At 55.3% G+C, this 18,420-nt stretch carries 18 protein-coding genes and 2 pseudogenes; 11 read left to right on the top strand and 9 right to left on the bottom strand.

Going from position 1 to position 18,420, the window contains the following annotated elements; all coding sequences use genetic code 11:
- Nucleotides 1-96 precede the first annotated feature (96 nt).
- The 3 genes from PKO02S_RS13735 (at nucleotide 97) to PKO02S_RS13750 (ending at nucleotide 3,726) form a co-directional block, all read left to right on the top strand.
- Nucleotides 97-966, top strand: a complete 870-nt coding sequence (locus PKO02S_RS13735; RefSeq protein ID WP_127583680.1) for an AraC family transcriptional regulator — start codon at nucleotides 97-99, stop codon at nucleotides 964-966.
- A 96-nt stretch (nucleotides 967-1,062) separates the two neighbouring features.
- A complete protein-coding gene (locus PKO02S_RS13740; RefSeq protein ID WP_127583682.1) occupies nucleotides 1,063-2,442 on the top strand; it encodes an ADP-ribosylglycohydrolase family protein in 1,380 nt (459 codons plus the stop codon).
- Between the two features lie 630 nt (nucleotides 2,443-3,072).
- Nucleotides 3,073-3,726: a type II TA system antitoxin MqsA family protein gene (locus tag PKO02S_RS13750; RefSeq protein ID WP_127583684.1), complete on the top strand. Its 654-nt coding sequence runs from the start codon at nucleotides 3,073-3,075 to the stop codon at nucleotides 3,724-3,726.
- 39 nt (nucleotides 3,727-3,765) lie between these two features.
- Here the strand turns inward: PKO02S_RS13750 and PKO02S_RS13755 are convergent, their stop codons facing one another.
- Genes PKO02S_RS13755 through PKO02S_RS13765 form a run of 3 tightly spaced genes read right to left on the bottom strand, consistent with a single transcriptional unit; the run spans nucleotide 3,766 to nucleotide 4,938 of the window.
- Nucleotides 3,766-4,239, bottom strand: a complete 474-nt coding sequence (locus tag PKO02S_RS13755) for a small multi-drug export protein (protein ID WP_127583686.1) — start codon at nucleotides 4,237-4,239, stop codon at nucleotides 3,766-3,768.
- Between the two features lie 37 nt (nucleotides 4,240-4,276).
- The gene (locus PKO02S_RS13760) at nucleotides 4,277-4,717 is read right to left on the bottom strand and encodes a hypothetical protein (protein ID WP_127583688.1); all 441 of its coding nucleotides are present in this window, start codon (nucleotides 4,715-4,717) and stop codon (nucleotides 4,277-4,279) included.
- Entirely contained in the window at nucleotides 4,714-4,938 is a 225-nt protein-coding gene (locus tag PKO02S_RS13765; RefSeq protein WP_246067005.1) for a helix-turn-helix transcriptional regulator, read from the bottom strand. Before PKO02S_RS13765 ends, PKO02S_RS13760 begins: the two co-directional genes overlap by 4 nt.
- A gap of 325 nt (nucleotides 4,939-5,263) precedes the next feature.
- Between PKO02S_RS13765 and PKO02S_RS13770 the strand changes: the two genes are divergently transcribed.
- Nucleotides 5,264-7,843 (top strand): LamG domain-containing protein, encoded by a 2,580-nt coding sequence (locus PKO02S_RS13770; RefSeq protein ID WP_164821449.1) that lies wholly within the window; start codon nucleotides 5,264-5,266, stop codon nucleotides 7,841-7,843.
- 121 nt (nucleotides 7,844-7,964) lie between these two features.
- Here PKO02S_RS13770 and PKO02S_RS13775 read toward each other — a convergent pair whose 3' ends face one another.
- The 5 genes and pseudogenes from PKO02S_RS13775 to PKO02S_RS33640 form a co-directional block, all read right to left on the bottom strand.
- Nucleotides 7,965-8,396 carry a polysaccharide deacetylase family protein gene (locus PKO02S_RS13775; protein WP_127583694.1) on the bottom strand — a complete coding sequence of 144 codons (432 nt, stop codon included), beginning with the start codon at nucleotides 8,394-8,396 and terminating at the stop codon, nucleotides 7,965-7,967.
- Between the two features lie 3 nt (nucleotides 8,397-8,399).
- Nucleotides 8,400-8,663 (bottom strand): polysaccharide deacetylase family protein, encoded by a 264-nt coding sequence (locus tag PKO02S_RS13780; protein WP_127583696.1) that lies wholly within the window; start codon nucleotides 8,661-8,663, stop codon nucleotides 8,400-8,402.
- A gap of 51 nt (nucleotides 8,664-8,714) precedes the next feature.
- Complete coding sequence (locus PKO02S_RS13785) at nucleotides 8,715-9,017, bottom strand: putative quinol monooxygenase (protein ID WP_127583698.1); 303 nt, start codon at nucleotides 9,015-9,017, stop codon at nucleotides 8,715-8,717.
- Between the two features lie 136 nt (nucleotides 9,018-9,153).
- On the bottom strand, nucleotides 9,154-9,291 hold the full coding sequence (locus tag PKO02S_RS32380; protein ID WP_164821450.1) for a hypothetical protein: 138 nt from the start codon (nucleotides 9,289-9,291) through the stop codon (nucleotides 9,154-9,156).
- A gap of 165 nt (nucleotides 9,292-9,456) precedes the next feature.
- Nucleotides 9,457-9,777, bottom strand: a pseudogene (locus PKO02S_RS33640) (DrrA family ABC transporter ATP-binding protein); the annotation flags it as partial.
- A gap of 89 nt (nucleotides 9,778-9,866) precedes the next feature.
- Between PKO02S_RS33640 and PKO02S_RS13795 the strand changes: the two are divergent.
- The 3 genes from PKO02S_RS13795 (at nucleotide 9,867) to PKO02S_RS13800 (ending at nucleotide 12,993) form a co-directional block, all read left to right on the top strand.
- On the top strand, nucleotides 9,867-11,438 hold the full coding sequence (locus tag PKO02S_RS13795; protein ID WP_127583700.1) for an ABC-F family ATP-binding cassette domain-containing protein: 1,572 nt from the start codon (nucleotides 9,867-9,869) through the stop codon (nucleotides 11,436-11,438).
- A gap of 112 nt (nucleotides 11,439-11,550) precedes the next feature.
- Nucleotides 11,551-11,679: a hypothetical protein gene (locus tag PKO02S_RS33645; RefSeq protein ID WP_281280428.1), complete on the top strand. Its 129-nt coding sequence runs from the start codon at nucleotides 11,551-11,553 to the stop codon at nucleotides 11,677-11,679.
- Nucleotides 11,680-11,787: 108 nt separating this feature from the next.
- Nucleotides 11,788-12,993: an MFS transporter gene (locus PKO02S_RS13800; protein ID WP_127583702.1), complete on the top strand. Its 1,206-nt coding sequence runs from the start codon at nucleotides 11,788-11,790 to the stop codon at nucleotides 12,991-12,993.
- Between the two features lie 49 nt (nucleotides 12,994-13,042).
- Here PKO02S_RS13800 and PKO02S_RS13805 read toward each other — a convergent pair whose 3' ends face one another.
- The gene (locus PKO02S_RS13805) at nucleotides 13,043-16,093 is read right to left on the bottom strand and encodes an S-layer homology domain-containing protein (protein WP_127583704.1); all 3,051 of its coding nucleotides are present in this window, start codon (nucleotides 16,091-16,093) and stop codon (nucleotides 13,043-13,045) included.
- 313 nt (nucleotides 16,094-16,406) lie between these two features.
- Between PKO02S_RS13805 and PKO02S_RS13810 the strand changes: the two genes are divergently transcribed.
- From PKO02S_RS13810 to PKO02S_RS13825, 4 genes and pseudogenes are all read left to right on the top strand, one after another.
- Nucleotides 16,407-16,946: a MarR family winged helix-turn-helix transcriptional regulator gene (locus PKO02S_RS13810; protein WP_127583706.1), complete on the top strand. Its 540-nt coding sequence runs from the start codon at nucleotides 16,407-16,409 to the stop codon at nucleotides 16,944-16,946.
- A gap of 19 nt (nucleotides 16,947-16,965) precedes the next feature.
- Entirely contained in the window at nucleotides 16,966-17,337 is a 372-nt protein-coding gene (locus PKO02S_RS13815; RefSeq protein ID WP_127583708.1) for a VOC family protein, read from the top strand.
- A gap of 77 nt (nucleotides 17,338-17,414) precedes the next feature.
- Nucleotides 17,415-17,756 (top strand): ArsR/SmtB family transcription factor, encoded by a 342-nt coding sequence (locus tag PKO02S_RS13820; protein WP_127583710.1) that lies wholly within the window; start codon nucleotides 17,415-17,417, stop codon nucleotides 17,754-17,756.
- Between the two features lie 55 nt (nucleotides 17,757-17,811).
- Nucleotides 17,812-18,249: pseudogene (locus PKO02S_RS13825) on the top strand (SRPBCC family protein); the annotation flags it as partial.
- Between the last annotated feature and the right edge of the window lie 171 nt (nucleotides 18,250-18,420).

Raw genomic sequence — 18,420 nt, forward strand, 5'->3', positions numbered from 1 at the left:
CCAGGGAAATGGAGCTATACAGGGCCGTGGGAGATGGATTACGATGATCCTAACACCTTTTCAGACCCTTTATAGCCCAACCTTGGAGCGTGTCTCATGAAGCTGCCCATTACGTACGCCAATGACATCCCGATTCATGCTTTCCGCTGGACGCCGCATCGCGAGCTGGAGCCATTGCATTGCCACACGAGCTTGGAGATCGGCTGCTGTGTGTCAGGCCGAGGCTTCTTTTATTTCGGCGACAAACGGTATCCGGTACGGCCCGGGGACGTCTTCCTCGTGAATAATGAAGAGCTGCATATCGCGCAGTCGGACCGCCTTGATCCGAGCGCTTATATTTTCCTGAACTTCAATCCGCATTGGCTGCTCGGAGAAGAGGAGGCGCTGTTACTTCCATTCGCCTATCGCTCCGATCGGTTCGAGAACCGGATTCCGGCGGAATCGCCTCTAGCCGCGCAGCTGGCGGTCTTCATTCGGCGTCTATACGAGGAGCTGCAGGACAAGCGGGAAGGCTACCGGAGCATGGCCAAGAGCTTACTGTTAGAGCTCTGCGTGACGTTGCTGCGGCACTATACCTCCGGAGTAACCGATACGGAATGGCGGAGACGGACGGCCTCGATCCGCAAGCTCCGTCCGGCGCTGTCGCTGCTGGAGGAGAAGTTTCGCGAGCCGATTGAGCTGAAGGAGGTCGCCGAGACGTTAGGCGTCACCCCTTCGCGCGCCAGTCATCTGCTGCAGGAGGAGCTCGGCCGTGGATTCCGGGATATTCTTCTGCAACTGCGGCTGAACGAGGCGAAGCGGCTGCTGATCAGCACCGAACGCAGCGTCGCCGATGTCTGCTTTGAGAGCGGGTTTCAAAGTGTAGCGTCCTTCTATCGGCTGTTCAAAACCGACACAGGTCAGTCCCCGCTCGAGTACCGTTCCGCCAAATTTTCTCTGCACGCAATTGTTGAGAATGCTACATAATCGCTTGAGAAGATGCCTGTCGTCCTTGACTGTATAATGCAGGTGAAGTCGGCTGTCGCCCAGGGAGGCGAAGCCGAATAAAGGAGGGGACGAACGATGGCTGGATGGGCACCCCTGCACGAGTTGGTGCGGGAGGAAATACAGCAACGCAGCGAAGAAGGCTGCGACGTGCAAGGCTTCGCCGCCGAGCTGGACGAGGCGGGCCGCGATGGGGCACGGCTGATGCAGGTGTACGAGCGGTTGATGGCGCTGCCGATACGCAGCGACTACGCTTACGAGGAGCCGTCCGAGCTGGCGGACATTCGCCGGCTGCGGCCGGACGGTCCGAGACGTCTCGCTGCGTCTCATAGCGAGGAGGTTTGGCGCAACAAGTTCTACGGCGCCTGGCTCGGCCGCTGTGTAGGCTGCGCACTCGGCAAGCCGATCGAGAACTGGCACTTCATGAAGGGCTCGTTCGGCAACCCCGGCTGGCGCAACGTGCAGCTCTGGTTTGAGGGTGCCGATGCCTGGCCGATACGCGGCTATACGCCGGAGGTGTCCCGCGCTGAGCAGGAGGTCGGCATCAGCGTCAACCAAACGCATAGCTTGCGTGAACGAATCCGGTCTATGGAGACGGACGACGACATCCGCTATACCGTGCTAGGACTGATTATGCTGGAGAAGCACGGACTCGATTTCGATTCGTGGGATATCGGCAAGCTGTGGCATAGCCTGTTGAGCTACAGGCAAGTATGCACGGCGGAGACGCAGGCTTACTTGAACTTCGCGCAGCTGACGCCGCACACGAGTGGACAGAGGCTGGACGATTGGCCTTCGCGGCAAGAGTGGGTCCGCACATACTTGAACCCGTACCGCGAATGGATCGGCGCGCAAATCCGCGCGGACGGCTTCGCCTATGGCGCCGCCGGCCAGCCCGAGCTGGCCGCCGATCTCGCTTGGCGCGACGCTTCGTTCTCGCATGTGAAGAACGGCATCTACGGCGAGATGTTCGTCGCCGCTATGATCGCCGCCGCTTTCGTCGAGACGGATCCGGAGCGGATCGTCGCGATCGGCCTGTCGGAGATTCCGAGCTCGTGCAGGCTTGCGGAGGATGTCGCCCGAGCGGTCGCGATTGCGAAGGAAACCCGCGATCAGGTGGAGCTGGTCGACCGGATCTGGGAGGCGTTCAAGCACTACCATCCGGTGCATACGAACAACAACGCCGCGTTGGTGGCGGCGGCGCTCGTGTTCGGCCGCGGCGACTTCGAGCTGGCGGTCACGACGGCTGTGCTCGGAGGGTGGGACACCGACTGCAACGGCGCTACGGTCGGCTCGATCATAGGCGCGATGCTAGGCGCCACGGCCTTGCCGGCGAGCTGGACCGAGCCGCTGCACGACACGCTGCATGCGGAGGTGACCGGGTTCCACCCGATCGCGATTTCCGCCTGCGCCGAGCGCAGCTACCAAGTGTTCCGCAAGCTGGCGGAAACGAGATAAGTGACAATACCGCCCGCCTGATTGCCGGAGCTCCTCAAATGATGAGGGCTCCGGCTTTTTTTGTTGGATTCAAGTTGCCTTTTCTGGCGAGGAGGGCGTGGCTTGCGAGATCGAGGAGGAGCTGTCGTTAAAAGAGGAGGCGCCGGACAGATCTTATGGCTCAATTGATACCTTTTTAAAAATATGATACAATGGAAGTACCAATTGAGCCTTTTGAGGAGGTGAGTTTTTGAATGGCCAGTCACTTCTGTTAGATTTTCTTATCCGGATGAAGGTATTAGTTCAGACAGGAAAGAGGCACTTTGTCAGAAGAAATCGCAACGGTGTAAGCTACGTTCAGCAATTGGCTAGACTGAGGTTATCTAGTCCGGATGAGGCATGGGATTGTGTCATGGAGTTGGGAGAAAACCACTATCTGAGTGGTCCCGAGATTGATCGAGGGGAACCAGCTTCGACTGATAAGGTTGTATGGACATTTATAATGGAGATCAACGGAATCATAACTTACATAAAGCTGAAGGACGAGACAGAACGCCGCGGATGCGTGTGTCTCTCCTTCCATGAGGCAGAATACTAATTATATTATAGGACGGGGAGCTTGCCGCTCTCCCGTCGACTACTACATATCATATGGAGGGCCCTACAGTGACAAATCGAATTAGATACTGCGACGAATGTCAATGTGATCGCGAGGTCCGGGTGGTTGAAAGAGAAAATACGCTTATGTACGGCAATGAGAATTTTAACATTATGGAGATTTTTGCCCAGTGCACGCACTGCAATGCTGAGGTAACAGATGAGGAGCTTGACACTTTTACACTGACCAGACTTCGTCAAGCCTATGAACTCAAGCATTCTTTTGATGCGCAGGGAATAAAGAATTTAAGGTTGCATTTCGGCCTTACGATGAATGTATTTGCTAAGATACTTAACATTGGTTATTCAACGCTTAAACGTTATGAAAGCTCTGGATCTTCACCGGATGTAACTCAAATCGGAATTTTTAAATTATTGAAAGCTGAGCCGACAAGCATCTTAAAATTTTATGAAGTTAACAAATTTAATTTGACGATAGATGAACAACGTGTGGCGGAGTCGAAGTTTCAACAGCTCTTCGCTTCTCCGGATAATTCCCCTCAAAATAGGGAGGCCAATAGTGCACAACTTGTTTTAGATGATCTCGAGTTCATTAGCTCGACTAGACCTCTTGATGAAGAAACCTATACATCATTTAAAAAAGTCATTGATTATTACCGTACTAATCCTGTTCGAGAACCTTCCTGACGCAATAGGCAACAGGTGCATAAGCCAGGTGGGAGTAAGCTACGTCATAAACGTAATCCCATAATGCGCGGCAACCGCGAACAACGCCGTCCAGAAAGCCAGACTCACAGTCATCCAGATTAGAACGTTGCGGCGCGGGGCTTTGAACAGCATGCCGAACGCGGCGGCGATCTCCGTCCCAATGAGCAGAGGACCGATAATGGAGAGGCCGGGCAAACCGTATTTGACGAAAATGCGGTGTGCGCGTTTCCCCTTCTTGCTATCCTGCGACGTAACATCTTCTCCGCCGGCGGCGCGTTTCCGAGCCCTCCGGCGCTGCCACCGATCGAACAAGAACACGACAAGCAGCACCGTCATCCAGTTCCCGGCAAATGCCAGGATCGCGGACAGCACCGAATTCAACCCGAACGCGATGGCCACCACCACGACCCCCGCCGATTCCACCCAAGGCAAGGCGGACAGTAGGAATACAGCCAAGTAAGACCAATCCTGCAAATAATCTTCAATTCTCATTTTCACTACTCCTCTCAACTAGTTAAGCACCAAGCAGTCAACTTCGCTCCCAATCTCGCAGCCCTTTCCAATACAACAGCTGCTGCAGGCCGCCCAGAAATGTCAATCCCCCAATCGCCACAGCCTTGCCGTCGGGAAGCACCACGATCAACCCGATCAGGAGCGGGATGGCTGTGTAATACAGCATGTACACCCGCCGAGTAACCCGGTAATTGATCCATTGCTGGCCTTCGTCTTCCTCGCGAAATTCCGGCGGGATGAAGGTCGCCAGCCGTATACGCCGCTCCGGATGGCGTCGATTATGAACGAGCGCCAGCACCGCCCAGACGAAGACCAACCCGACGGCCCCGAAAGCCACTATAAATCGCAGCCAGTCCGGTACCAGATGCTGATAGTAGAGGAGCAACATGGCGGCGCCCATGAGAAAAAAGAGTCCCGCGCCTAATAGCGGAGAGCGGAGCAATCGTTCCAGCTTCATTCCAGTATCCCCCTCTCAGGCTCCTCATGCGCTTCCAGATAAAACACTTCTTCTACCGCTACCCCGAACACTCGAGCTAATTTCAAAGCCAGCAGGATGGAGGGCGAGTAATCGCTCTTCTCGATCATCCCGACCGTCTGCCGGGTGATGCCGGCTCGTCTGGCCAAATCCTCCTGCGTCCAATCGAAGCGGGCACGCAATTCTTTGACGCGGTTCTTCACGAGATGGCCGCCTCTCTGTATGTCATGGAAATAGGTTCATTTCTGCAAGCTATGTATTACAAAATGTAAAGGATCATTGTCATTATGTCAAGAGTATCTAACATGAAAGGGACTGAACTCTCAAATAATAAAGCGCTTTCACACTCATTTCCGCCATGAAGTTATAAAAAAACACATATACACAGAACGCCCCGATCCACTAAAAATGGATGTGTAGGGCGATTTTTTCATGAATGGAGGCATCCGTAAAGAGATCAAGCTCGCAGGTTTGCAGCACGGCTCTACTCGATGGGTTCACGAATCCAATAAGGAGTGTGAAACGGTAATGAAACTAAGCTTGTTCCTGACGTTCAGGAAGTCCGTAGTATCTGCAGTGGCGCTTCTGACGGTCGGTTCCGCCATTTTGACGCTCCCTCCTCAGCCGGCGATGGCCGCCTCCGAATTCACGGTGAATACGGGCACGATTCTGCAATCCGATTTTGTCGGCAGCGGGACGCAGTACAACCAGAACTTATACTCGACCATCAGCGCGGTAGACGGCATTACGTCGGGCAATGTGGGGCTTCTGGAGAACAAGGTGAGAGCGCTCGATTCCCAAATCGTGCGGATTTTCTACGACTCCCGCGGCGAAGACACCGTCAACTATCCAGACTACATGGCCTCCTTCGAGCAAACGGTAGCGCTCGCCCAGAGCTCCGGCGCCGAGATCAACGTCACATACTGGCATGGGCCCTATCCGAATGTGACGGCGCAGATGCAAGCTTTTGCCGATGAGCTGTACCGGTTGAAAGTAACGCTGGGCTACACCAATGTTAAGTATGTGACGATCCAGAATGAAGTCAACTCGACCGCGATCACCCAAACGGCGTATGAATCCTTCTACCGCACCTTGAATACGCAGCTTACGACCTATGGGATCAAGAGCGGCATCAAGTTCATCGGCGGCGACCTGCTGCTCAACGGGCAGCAATCTTGGTTCGACTACATGGACGACAACATGTCCGACATCCTCGACGGCTATTCCGTCCATATTTATTGGGACTATGACAACGTGCAGTATGGCATCAACCGATTGGACGGGATCCGTACGATTATCAACGGCTTGTCTCCTGCGGGGCAAAAGCCGGTGTACATTATGGAGTATGGGATCCGGGGGGATAAAGTTTCGTGTACCCACGACCCCGGCTGCTTGAACGGCACGATGATTCCGATCGGAGACACGATTATCAATGCCTATCAGCATGCCGAATTTACGTTGAATGCGATGAAGCGGAAGTTCGTGGCTTTGACCAAATGGGATGCCTACAAAGCGAAGTATGACAACGGTACGCAGTATCATGCCGAAATCGGCAGCGCCGCCGCCGGGTATCCGCTCAAGCCGGTGTATAACGTCACCCGGCTGTTCACTCATACGGCGAATAGCCATTGGGATTTGCTCAGCGTAACCGGGTCGGTCAGCGGCAAGCTGCTGACCGCGCTCAAGGATCCGAATTCCAGCAACATGGCGGTCTACGCGCTGAACGATACCGGTGCGACGACTACGATCTCCTTCAACGGAGTGGGCGCGAACAAGGCGTTCCGCCTCTTCGTCTGGAACGAGAACGGGGACGGCGGCATCACCGATAAGGGTACCGTGTCGGCCAACTACATCGGCAACATCGAGGTGCGGCTCAACAAGGAAAGCTTCGCCGCTTTCACGACGCTCGGCGTCACGGACTTGGAGCGCCAGGCGCATTGGAAGTTCAACGAGACGAGCGGCTCGGTCGCGGCTGACAGCACTGAATATGGCCGGAACGGCACGGTTGTTAGCGGTGGCGGCTGGATCGGCGGCAGGCTGGGCAATGCGCTGGATTTCAACGGGTCGTCCACTTATGTGACGGCGCCGCACGTATTGAATCCGGTCGGTCCGACGAATTATGGCGGCTTCACGGCATCGGCTTGGGTAAGGCCGGACACCGATACAGGGGCCTCGCAGTACATTCTTCAGCAAGCCGGCACGAACGGCAAAGTGTGGCTTGTGAGGTACTTGGATGGACGGCTGGAGACGTTTCTCGGCGGCGTCGGCACATTCTCGACGGGCACGATCCCGCTCAATGCCTGGACGCATGTAGCGGTGACCTATGACGGTTCGATGCTGCGATTGTACCTGAATGGGGTGCTGGACGGCACGCGTACGATTGCTCTGGATTCCGAGGGGACCGGCGGTATGATTATCGGAGCGAACAAAACGTTCGGCAACCTGTTCAACGGCGGCATCGACGAGGTGTCGATCTATAACCGCCAGCTGACGACGAACGAAATCCGCGACCAGTTCAACAGCACCTGGTGGAAGTTTGACGAGACATCCGGCACGGTGGCAAGCGATTCGGCGAGCTACAGCCAGGCGGCGACTTTGGTGAATGGCGCTACATTCGCGACAGGCCGGGTGGGCAACGCGCTGTACCTGGACGGCGTGAACGACTACGCAACGGCGCCGAACGTTGCCAACCCAGGCACGACGAGCTTCACGGCGACGGCATGGGTGAAGCACGACGGCGCGGCCAGCACCGCCAAGTATGTGCTGCAGCAGGACGGCACGAACGGCCGCATCTGGCTGTATCGGGACAGCACGGGCGTCGTGGGCACATATATCGGCGGAGTGCCGCTATTAGGGACCACCAATATCCCGGTGAACCAGTGGGTGTTCATCGCGGTCACGTATGACGGGACGACGGCCAAGGTGTACATGAACGGCACGCAGGAGAACTCCGCGGCCCGCGCGGTCGCTTCGGAGACGAGCGGCGTGATCATCGGGGCGAGCAAAACGTTCGGCAACCTGTGGAAAGGTTGGATCGACGATACGCGCATCTACACGCGCGCGTTGAGCGCCACTGAGATCAAGGACCAGTACGAGCTGGGACGTTAAACGGAAAAAACCAGCCCTTCGCGACTTGCGGGGGGCTGGTTTTTTGGTGTGGGTTTCCCGATTCCAGACCAATCTCCTCTGAAATCTCCCCGTCATCGGCACATCTTCTGCAACTGCTCCTTCAAGCCTCCCGCGTAGACAAAAAATAGCTGTACGGCAGCTCGAAGCGCGCACCTTGTGCGATCAGTTCGTCGATGCAACGGGCGAACTCGGCAAAGTCGGCCGCATCCCAGGAATCGGGATGCATCTGCAGCGTCAGGTAGTCCACATCGGTCCGGCAGTTCTGCAGAAACTTCTCATAGTTCGGGCGATGTACTGGATACTCGATATTGCCAGTCCGTTCAAGGACGAATATGTGCTCTTGTGGCAGTCCGTACAGCCAGACGCACAGCTCGTCCGTCTGCTGCAGTGCGGACACCGTAGTGGCATCGCTGGCATTGAAGGGAGCGCCGAACGTGCGGAACTGCAGACCCAGCTTGTCGAGACCCAACTGTTGCGTCCGTTGCAAAGCTTGCACCTGCTGCTCCAACGGCGTGTGGCGGAACTCCGTCACGTCTCATTCCTTGCCATGCGTATAGCCGTGGTTCCAGAATTCGAATCGGCCTCCCTCGGCAAGCGACCGAACGAAGCTTAACGCCGCCTCGTCCGCTTCCTCCAGCCGGTTCCCGATTACTCCGATGCTTGCCCGGACTCCCCGTTCCTCCACGAACCGGACAAATCTGAGCCAACGCTCGGACAGCAGCGTATCGGGAGCAAACGAGAGATCGTCCGCCTTCAGTACAACAACGGGCGGCTGCGAGCCGCTAAACGACAATCCCATGGAAGATCTCCTTTCTGCCCGCAAGAGGGCGTTGCATGGATCTCATTAGTCTCAAAGTCCTTTCCCGCCCACAGGCCGGTAACGGATTGCTTCGACGCCGGCAATGAGCGGCATAGCCTGCTGAATCGCGGCTTTGGTCGCCTCATCCGCGAGCGATGCCTGGTGGGCGGCCTCGTCGTTCCATACTTCGGTCACCCAGATCGTGTCCGGCTCGGTGTCCGTGACATTGACGAAATACAGCCGGCACTCCGGGACCGACTCCATCGCCGACGCCGCTTCCAGCAGCAGCTCGAGTAACGTGTCGCGCTTGCCGGATTGGGCGGTAAATTTGACATGCATGCCGAATGGGGGCATGGGGGATCGTCTCCTCTGTCCTGTAGTCCAGTATACAGCTAGTTTAGACCATTGCCCACCGTTTGTATTGGAAAAACACGACAAAAAAAGACCCTGACCCGCACCGCTCGAAGCCGATCTTGGAAATCGCCGTCCTTTACTTCAAACTAACGTACCGCGCGTAGGCAGACTGCGCCACCTTCATGTAAGCGTCCAGCCCCATCTTCTGAATCGTCGCCACGTAGTTGTTCAAGGCTGTGCTGCCGGTGTTGCCGCGCGGGGGTGTGTGCTGCAATGCGGGATCGTTATCTGGAGGGCGGGGCAACTTTCGAGGAAATTAGTGGTTTTCGAACAGGACGACATAGGACATGCTGTTGATCGATTCTGTCTTCTTGGCGATGACCCCGATGCAGGCGAAAATCCAGCTTACGCTGAACGCGTGCCGCCTCGGGGCGGCGCCGAGCGTGACGCCCAGCAGCTGCTCCGCCTCCTCGCACCGCTCCGGCTTGCTCAAGCGAACGTGCACGGAGCCTGTGCCGACGGACTTCTTGAGCTCCGCCGCCGTGCCTTCGGCGATGACCGTCCCGCCGTCGATGACGGCCAGCCGGTCCGCCAACTGATCGGCTTCCTCCAAGTACTGCGTCGTCAGCAGCACGGTTGTGCCTTGCGCCACCAGCGTCCGCACGATCGCCCATACTTCGTTGCGGCTGCGCGGATCGAGCCCGGTGGTCGGCTCGTCGAGGAACAGCAGCTCGGGCATAATGAGCATCGCCGCGGCGATTTACCCTACACCTGCTTTCACTACTGCAATCTTTCATCCGCATCTAATGATATAATCGCGAGAGAAGGACGAAGAGCTGGAGGATCGCGATGAGTGTTATTCGATTGGAGAACGTCACCAAGAAATATGAAGAGTCCCTGCTCTTCCGAGATATTTATTTTCGGGTAAGCCCCCGGGAGCGGATCGCCCTAATCGGCCGGAACGGAGCCGGGAAATCGACGGTGTTCAAGCTGATTCTAGGGAAAGAAGAGCCTACATCCGGCAAAGTGGAAATCGATCCTCAGGTGAAAATCGGCTACTTCTCCCAATTCTCGGAGCTGAGCGGGAGTCTGTCCGTTCAACAGGAGCTGGAGCTCATCTTCGAGCAAGTGGCGCTTATCGAGCGGGAGCTTCAGGAAGTAGGAGTCAAGCTGGGCGAAATAACCGACGACGGTGAAATGGATCGGCTGCTGACCAGGCAAGCGGAGCTGTTCGAGCAGATGGAGCATTTGGATGGGTGGAACGTAGCCGTCGAGATCAATACGGTGCTCACGAAGCTGGGCTTCAACGAAAGGTCGCGGAATCAGCCGATCGACGAGTTGTCCGGAGGGTGGAGGAACCGAGCCGCGCTCGCCAAGATGCTGATTGAGCAGCCGGATGTCGTTTTGCTGGATGAGCCTACGAATTATTTGGATATCGAAGGGATTACGTGGTTGGAGCAATGGTTGTATCGGTTCAACGGCGCTATGATTCTGGTCTCGCATGACCGGCAATTCATCGACAAAGTCGTCACGAAGACGATTGAGATTGAGAACTATCATTTCCAGGAATACGAGGGGAATTACACCGACTACATCCGCAAGAAAAAAATGCGCAAGAAGGAGCTGGACCGCCAGTTCGAGTGGGAGGAGGAGCTGCTCCTCATGGAGGCCGAAGCGATCGACAGCCGTGCCAGCCGGAAGTCCGCCAAGGACCGGCTATCCCGCCAGCTCGCCGATAACAAGAAGCGGATCGAACCGCATCCCGTCAACGTGCTCATTACGGACATTTACGAGCGGCTGCGCTTTCCCGACAAGCTATGCGAGGTCAAGAGCATCGCGCAGAGCTATGACGAGCGGCCGATCTTCCGGAGCATCAGCTTCGACATTCAGAAGGAGGATCGCTTAGTCATCGTGGGACCGAACGGGAGCGGGAAATCGACGCTGATTAGAGTGCTGACGGGTCAGGAAAAGCCGGAATCCGGCGAAGTCATCTGGGAGAAAGGCGTCAGCTACGCGTTTTTCAACCGGATGTGGGAGCAGCTCGATCCTAAGGATACGGTCAGCCATGCCGTGAATACGTATGGGTTGGGACTGGACGCACCGCGGAAAAAGGTGAACAAGTTCCTCTCCATGCTGCAGTTTTCGGAAATGGATCTCAGCAAAACTATCGGTAACCTCTCTGGCGGACAGATGGCCAGGGTCGCGTTAGCCAAGTGCCTGCTCTCAGGTGCGGCGGTCATCATCTTGGACGAGCCGACCAACCATCTCGATCTCACGAGTATCCAGGTCATGGAGCAAGCGTTGATCCATTTTCCCGGCGCTGTCGTTACGGTGAGCCATGATCGGTTCTTTATCGATAAAATCGGGACCAAGATGCTAACCTTCGATCCCGTCCAAGGGATCAGTGTGCAGCATTTGTAGGCTTGCGCGCGATACAGGAAAGTTGCGATAGCAATCATTCTTTCCGTAGACGTACCAACTTTTGGCCCGTTATGATGTAGAAGAAGACTACTCTGGGAAAGCAGGTGAGACCATGTGCAACCAGTTCGAATATCTCGTGGAAGTGTTAAGAACGATCAAATTCACGAAGGTGCTGAACGGGACCCGTCTGTCTTGCAAGAGGGATACGGATCAGCACATACACCTGTTGGACGGAGAGTGAAGCGGTAAGGTCATTTGGCGGCCTGAACCTGAATAATCTCATCCATAAGCTGTGGAGTGCCGGCCGCTCCATGGCTTTTTATTATGCTCGGAAAAGGATGAGGAATCGATGAATAGGACCAAGCTTTCGGCCAATGTGCCGCTGTTCTACGTATACACGATATTGAACCATTTTATTTTGGACCGGGCCATCTGGATGCTGTTCCTCGTGTCGAAAGGTTTCTCGCTGACTCAAATTGCCTTGCTGGAATCGGCGTACCACTTGATGAATTTCTTGTTCGAGGTGCCCACGGGGTATGTGGCGGATCGATACGGGAAGCGGGCCAGCTTGATGGTGGCTCAAGGGGTTGCGATGCTGTCCTCGGGGTTGCTGCTATGGGGCGGACATGGGTCCATTGTGTTGGCGGGCTTCATGCTGGGCGCTTTGGTGGGGACGTTCCAATCCGGCGCTACGAGCGCCCTGATCTACGAGACGCTCAAGCAACTGGGCCGGGAGCAGCAATTCAAGCGCTATAATTCGCATATGGCGGCTATCGCCTTGGTTGCGCTTGGAGTTAGTGGAGTGGCGGGCGGCGCGCTGTCGGATGTGAATTGGGCTTGGGTGTATTTCGGCAAAGTGGTGCTCAGCTTGTTATCCTTGATGGTAGTGATGTTGTTGTCCGAACCCCGTTCTGTCGAGACGGCTGCCGAAGGACTGACCGGGGAAACGCGTTACTCGTTCATGAAACAGTTGCATACAGCGTACACGTTTGCCCGGTCGAACCGGAAGTTTCTGGCCTTAAGCGTCTACGGGGCGCTCCTGTATGCCATGTCGTGGTCTATTGCTTTCTACAGTCAGGTTGTCTTTCAGAGCCTGGGGTTGACCAATGGAACGATCGGGCTGCTGAACGGGCTGGAAACTTGGGTGTCGGCGGCGGTTGCGGCAGTTGCTTTCTTGGGGGAACGTTGGCTGGGAAAAAGGGGGTCGCTTCTCCTCGCCGGAGTTGGCTACATCGGGTTTCTGGCTTTGTTCTCCACCGCATCGACTGTATCGCTGGTCATCCCCGCCTTCTTCCTTATGGCCGCCGTCATCAGCTACTTAGAGCCTTTGCTCGAGGCTTATTTGCATGAGCTGCTGCCGTCCTCGATTCGGGCTACGATGCTGTCGGTATTCAGTATGCTGATCTCGGCGGGAATGATGGTTACGTTCACGGGAATTGGGGTGCTGGCGGATTGGACGATGCTTTCTACCTCTTTAAAAATCGTGTTGCTCATGTGGGCTCCCGTATGTTTGGCGGTGATGGGCTGGGCTTTGAAGGCTGTGCGCGGCAAATAAAAAAGAGATCCTTGTCCAAGGACAAAGATCTCTGCAAGCATGCTGAATGTTAGATCAATTCCGCCTTCTGGAGCAGCCTTCTCAGCATAGCGGCCGTCTGGGCGCGCGTTACATCGTCCAGAGGACGGATATAGCCGCTGTCGCCTTGCAGGATGCCGACTTTGGCTGCAGCTGCCATCTCGGACTTCGCCCAGGCAGGTATTTCGACCCCGTCCACGAACGGAGCCAGCGCCGCGATTGTTTGTGCATCCGTCCAGCCATTCGTCAGCTTCGGAAGCTTCATAGCGCGCGATACAATCACAGCCGCTTCCGCTCTTGTGATGGTTTGGTTCGGACGGAACGTGCCGTCTTCGTACCCGCTGATCAAGCTGTACTCGAGACCTGTCTGCACCGAGCCGGCGTACCAGTCTGCGGCGACAATGTCCTTCGGCAGAGCGGACCCCATGCCGGCTCTCAGGCCGAGTGCCCGTACTACAATCGCGATGAATTCCGCACGGGTGATCGCCCTGTCCGGCTGGAACGATTGGTCCGTTACCCCTTGTACGACTTGTCTCGAAGCCATATCGTTCACATCTTGTTTACTCCAGTGTGTTTCGACATCAGCAAAAGATTCAGGCGAATATACAACGGCATAGCTGCTATTCGTCAAGCTGTTGATAACGGCGTAGTACTTGCCGTCCTGTTTAATTACTTTCGTTGGTACATGGGTCAACGAGCCATCTGCATTCCGAACGACGGCCGTAGTGACCTTGGAAGGATCCACCCCGTCCGGGATCGCGATCGTGCGCTCAATATAGCTGCTGAAGCGCTCCAACTCGACCGTTTTACCGCCATACGAGGCGGTAACCTTGAAGTCCATCGGTGGAACTACAAGCTGGAGGCCTTCTTGGTCCGCCGATTTTTGGATCGAGATGGAAGTTTCCGATTGCGATAGGCCGATTTGAATGCTCAGCTTAATCTTGTCCAGCTCCGTAGTGGCGAACTGTCCGGAGAGGCTGCCGATCTTGATCTCGGAGGCCGGCAAGGAATAGCTGCCCTTATCCGTACGAATCTCGATGACGGTGTCTTTATTCTCCAATGCTTTTACGAGCTTGCCGTTCAAGTCGCTGACCGTCGTTTCCGAGTTGCCCGGAACCGGAATCGTCAACACCTTGGTGTTTTCTTTCTCCACCTTGGCGATGACCTTGTCATTGTCGACGGTTACGATCGTGGCCGACTGTTTGCCGATGGTGTCCTTTTTCGCGGTAGCGGTCGGTTCTTGGATAACCCCGTCTACAACGAGACGAACGGCATTGTCAGGCGGAATCACTACAGGAGGATCTTCGCGAGTTATCTCGATCGTATACGTCTTCGTAGTCGTGCCGTCCTGCGCCGTCACCTCGACCGGAATCGTATTCTTGCCAAGGATCAAGGGCAGGCTGGCCGATGCGGTTGCGCTGGCCGTTGTAACGTCCTTCACCTTAATGGTGGCATAAGGGTTGTAGACGGTTGCCGTTACGGTCACGCTGCTGTCATATACAGTCGACTTATAAGCCGTCGTACTGGTTGCAAAAGCCGGGGTCAAACTTCCCGAGCTAAGCGATAGAGCCGTCAGATCGGCGTTATCCGATGGGAGAACGTTAATCGTCACGGTTCCGGGTTCGGAGTCCCACGTGCCGTCATTGGCTACGAATGTGAAGCTGTCGCTGCCCACATAACCTGCGTTAGAGGTGTAGACAAAAGCGGCCTCTCCGTAAACCGTCTGAGTTACGCTGCCGTTGCTCGGCTGAGAAGCGATATAGTAGCTGATCGTATCTCCGTTAGGATCCGTTGCACTTAAATTTCCGGACAACGCTTCGAAGCTCTTGACGGAATGTGTAGCATTCTGCGCCCACGGGGACCAGCTCAGATTAATCGTGAGCGAGCTATCCGCTTTTTCGTTGTTCGTATTCTGGGCCAAGACGGTTACTGTTCGGGTTGTCGGTGCCAGTCCGGTGAAGGAGGTGGCTTCGTAATGAAGCTGTTGCGCGAGTTGCGTCACCATTTCATCCGTTACGACCGGGGCGGCTTTCCCGATTCGGATATCGTCTATGTACAGCGAGGCTCCCAATGCCAGACCGCCGCTGGCGTCAAAGGAACCGCTGACGAACCGGAAGGCATAGGTGCCGTCTGCGGGGATCTCCCCTTTAGCGGTTGTCCACCCTTGATTCTTGCCGCGGCTGTATAAGATTTCGGTAGTTGTATCGGGGGCCGGAGTATTGATCTTAATCAAGAACCCGTAAATCTCATAATCGTCGCCGCCGTTCGCTGCCTTCCAGTTGAAAGCGAGCGAGTCCCCGGCTTTAGCTTCGAAAGGCTCGCTGATCGCTTCCGGACCGAACATAGATCCGTATGGCTGTGAACCCCCTGAGCTTACGACAGTGCCGGAGGATTGAAGCCGAAGCACATTGTTGCCATTTTCTTGAATAATGCCTGAGGTGAATGTAGGTGTACCGCTAGGAGCTCTCTCCATACCCTCATAGGTATACGGATTATCTGATGTGTAGGAATATCCGCCAGGGCCGCTTTTGGTAATGGTGTAAGGGCCTGTTCCGGTACTGGAGACCGGATTGCCTTTGGTCTTGCTGGCGAGGTTGCCCAGCGTAACCAGCACATTTTCGGCTGTCCAGCCCGCCATTGTGGAATCATCCTCGAAATCCCCATTGTGAATCGGTGTGGAGAAATCGATCTGAAGCGGCTTCCCGTTTTTACCGTTGTACCCGGCATTGACGACACCGATCTGAGCGGCGACAGAGCCGTTCCCCAAGTAAACAGCCGAAGTAACAACCGACACCTTGCCGGCATCCACAAGCGGATACACGGATTGCGTCACGGACAATGTCTCGCCCGCTGTACCGTTGGCAATGGAGAACCGGACAAATCCGTTCGAATAGGCGCCGCCGTGATCGATGACCACGTTAGGAGCTATAAGAACAGCCCCATCCCCCTTCTTATAGTCGACATCTTGGAGTCCCGTCACCTCGAACAGCGGTCCTCCCGCCAAACCGGTTGCAGGAATTAAGGTCATGCAAAGCATGGACAAAATTAATAGAAGGGCTAATTTGAATCTCAACTCTTTCATTCTCACCTCTCCGTTTCTAGTGTTCTGTACATGAATGATAAGATGGTTGTGCTAATCCAGCGATGGATTAGGAGGAACCTCCTTTTCTAGTTCTTTTACTCTTTTATTGCATAGGCATTAATACCTAATACTACTAAAATACTATAGCGTCACGTTTACTACAACAGCAATTAATCTTATTAATGATTTTTGAAGAAGCGGAGGACATCCGGTCAGCGAGATATAATCGCAAAAATTAGTTGCAATAACACCCTGTTTCGCCTATACTTCAATTAGTTGCAATAACATTCTATTTATATTGGGGGGTGGGCAAATGGAAAACGACTGGCTGCAGTCTAAGGGGGAACCGGACGAACCTGGCGGCTCGGAAGACGCTGGGGACACGGGCTCAACGGAATCATACGGGAAGTATATCTCGGCTATTTATCGCCATATGCAAATCTTGATCGCCGCCGAACTGGCGCCGTATCGGATCGGAAGCGGGCAGTACATCTTTCTGATGACGCTGGCTCGCCGCTCGGGCACAACGCAGAAAGCATTGAGCGAGGAGTTGCTCATCGACAAAACGACAACGGCCAAGGCGATCGCCAAGCTCGAGGCGGAAGGGTACGTGCAGAGGGAGCCCGATCCGGCGGACAACCGGTTCCATTTGCTATCGCTTACGGAGGCTGGCCAAGAGGTCGTGCCCCAAGTTCAGGCGGCGCTGGACCGAGTGCGAATGATTATGCGGGAAGGGATCGACGAGGAGGAGTACATCCTCATGCTGGGAGTGCTGAGGAAGGTGCTTCATAATGTAAGCGAACAGGTGCGGAACGAGAAAAGCACAAACAAGGAACATCCGGCAACGGAATGATACGAAGGAGGCGGGAGCTATGCCGATTGCAGCCCCATTTGTGGCGGTGGAGAATTGCAGGGAGGAGATTGAGTACTATCGGGGGATATTGGGCGGTGAGGTGAAAATACTGCGCATGCAGGGTGAAGTCGTCATGAACGCCGAGTTGCACTTCGAGGGCAGTAAAATTACGTTCGCCGACACACTGGCCGCCAAGCCGACTCAACTAGGGGACTATGTCAAAGTAATCCTGCGGCTCGAGACGGAGGAGGACTTCCACCGCATCTACGAGCAGCTTCCGACAGGCGGGCACATTAATGTGGAAAAATACGAGGCACCGTTCAATGGGTTGCTGGCCATCGTGACGGATCGCAACGGGATCGGATGGGTCATCGGATATTACAGGCCATAAGGAAGCATCACGACGGCAGCTCCTTATATTTAACTAACTAGTTGATCATATAACGGAAGAAGGTTATAATTAACCACATGGTTAATCATGATGAAGAGAAGCTGGATCACATCTTTCATGCGCTGGCCGACCCTACTCGGAGAGCGATGGTTCGCATGATCGCGACGCAGGAGCACACGGTGTCCGAATTGGCGGAGCCATTCGACATGTCGCTGGCGGCCGTCTCGAAGCATATCAAGGTGCTGGAGCAAGCCGGTCTGCTGCAGAAGACGATCAAGGGGCGTACGCATTCGTGTCGGCTGGATGCGCAGACGCTGTTGCTGGCCACGCAATGGCTGAACGTCTATGAGCGGTACTGGAGCGCCCGCTTCGACTTATTGGAGCGCGAGCTGAAGCTGGACGAGGAGAAGAAGCACTAATTTTCGTAGCAAAGGATGAGGCAAATTGGCACAAAACTCGGTGACGACACTGACGATGACCCGGCGGTTCGACGTGACGGCGGAGCGGGTATTCGACGCTTGGCTGAACCCGGTGATGATGAGGCGCTGGCTGTTTACGCTTGAGCGTACGAACAAAGTCGCGAAGAACGAGCCTTTCGTCGGGGGCGCTTGGGAAATTTCGGACGAGCGGGACGGGAAGCTGTACACGGCGATTGGACGCTATCTGGAGATCGATCGTCCGCGCCGCCTCGTGTTCACTTTCGAGATGCCTCAGTTCGGCAATACCGTCGATACGGTTACGGTCGAGATCGAGCCGCTCGAGGACGGCTGCGAGATGACGTTCACGCAGGAGATCACGGTGCCGCACGAGGAGAACTGGACCGCGGCCGATTTGGAGCAGGCGCTCGGCGAATACCGGAGCAGCACGGAGCACGGTTGGAACCTTATGTTCAGCGGCTTGAAGGAAATTCTCCATTTCCACCTCGCTATCCAGAGCACCGGAGCCCCTTCTATGCTTGCTATGGGCGACGAGGAGCTCCAGGCCGTTTTCGCGGATGTTCTGAAGCAGGCTGAGGGGTCTTCCTTGATGGGGCTTCGCTATATCGGGTACGTGCAGCCGGATTCGATGGCTTTGACGGAGTTG

The organism is Paenibacillus koleovorans NBRC 103111, assembly GCF_004000845.1.
Lineage (GTDB): Bacteria > Bacillota > Bacilli > Paenibacillales > NBRC-103111 > Paenibacillus_AA > Paenibacillus_AA koleovorans.

What these genes read in the sequence shown, in the direction of transcription:
- PKO02S_RS13805 (WP_127583704.1), bottom strand. Translation starts at nt 16,093, where the DNA reads ATGAAAGAGTTGAGATTCAAATTAGCCCTTCTATTAATTTTGTCCATG.
- PKO02S_RS13735 (WP_127583680.1), top strand. Translation starts at nt 97, where the DNA reads ATGAAGCTGCCCATTACGTACGCCAATGACATCCCGATTCATGCTTTC.
- PKO02S_RS13755 (WP_127583686.1), bottom strand. Translation starts at nt 4,239, where the DNA reads ATGAGAATTGAAGATTATTTGCAGGATTGGTCTTACTTGGCTGTATTC.
- PKO02S_RS13800 (WP_127583702.1), top strand. Translation starts at nt 11,788, where the DNA reads ATGAATAGGACCAAGCTTTCGGCCAATGTGCCGCTGTTCTACGTATAC.
- PKO02S_RS13780 (WP_127583696.1), bottom strand. Translation starts at nt 8,663, where the DNA reads ATGGGATTGTCGTTTAGCGGCTCGCAGCCGCCCGTTGTTGTACTGAAG.
- PKO02S_RS13750 (WP_127583684.1), top strand. Translation starts at nt 3,073, where the DNA reads ATGGAGGGCCCTACAGTGACAAATCGAATTAGATACTGCGACGAATGT.
- PKO02S_RS13760 (WP_127583688.1), bottom strand. Translation starts at nt 4,717, where the DNA reads ATGAAGCTGGAACGATTGCTCCGCTCTCCGCTATTAGGCGCGGGACTC.
- PKO02S_RS13740 (WP_127583682.1), top strand. Translation starts at nt 1,063, where the DNA reads ATGGCTGGATGGGCACCCCTGCACGAGTTGGTGCGGGAGGAAATACAG.
- PKO02S_RS13810 (WP_127583706.1), top strand. Translation starts at nt 16,407, where the DNA reads ATGGAAAACGACTGGCTGCAGTCTAAGGGGGAACCGGACGAACCTGGC.
- PKO02S_RS33645 (WP_281280428.1), top strand. Translation starts at nt 11,551, where the DNA reads ATGTGCAACCAGTTCGAATATCTCGTGGAAGTGTTAAGAACGATCAAA.
- PKO02S_RS13770 (WP_164821449.1), top strand. Translation starts at nt 5,264, where the DNA reads ATGAAACTAAGCTTGTTCCTGACGTTCAGGAAGTCCGTAGTATCTGCA.
- PKO02S_RS13785 (WP_127583698.1), bottom strand. Translation starts at nt 9,017, where the DNA reads ATGCCCCCATTCGGCATGCATGTCAAATTTACCGCCCAATCCGGCAAG.
- PKO02S_RS13815 (WP_127583708.1), top strand. Translation starts at nt 16,966, where the DNA reads ATGCCGATTGCAGCCCCATTTGTGGCGGTGGAGAATTGCAGGGAGGAG.
- PKO02S_RS13795 (WP_127583700.1), top strand. Translation starts at nt 9,867, where the DNA reads ATGAGTGTTATTCGATTGGAGAACGTCACCAAGAAATATGAAGAGTCC.
- PKO02S_RS13820 (WP_127583710.1), top strand. Translation starts at nt 17,415, where the DNA reads ATGGTTAATCATGATGAAGAGAAGCTGGATCACATCTTTCATGCGCTG.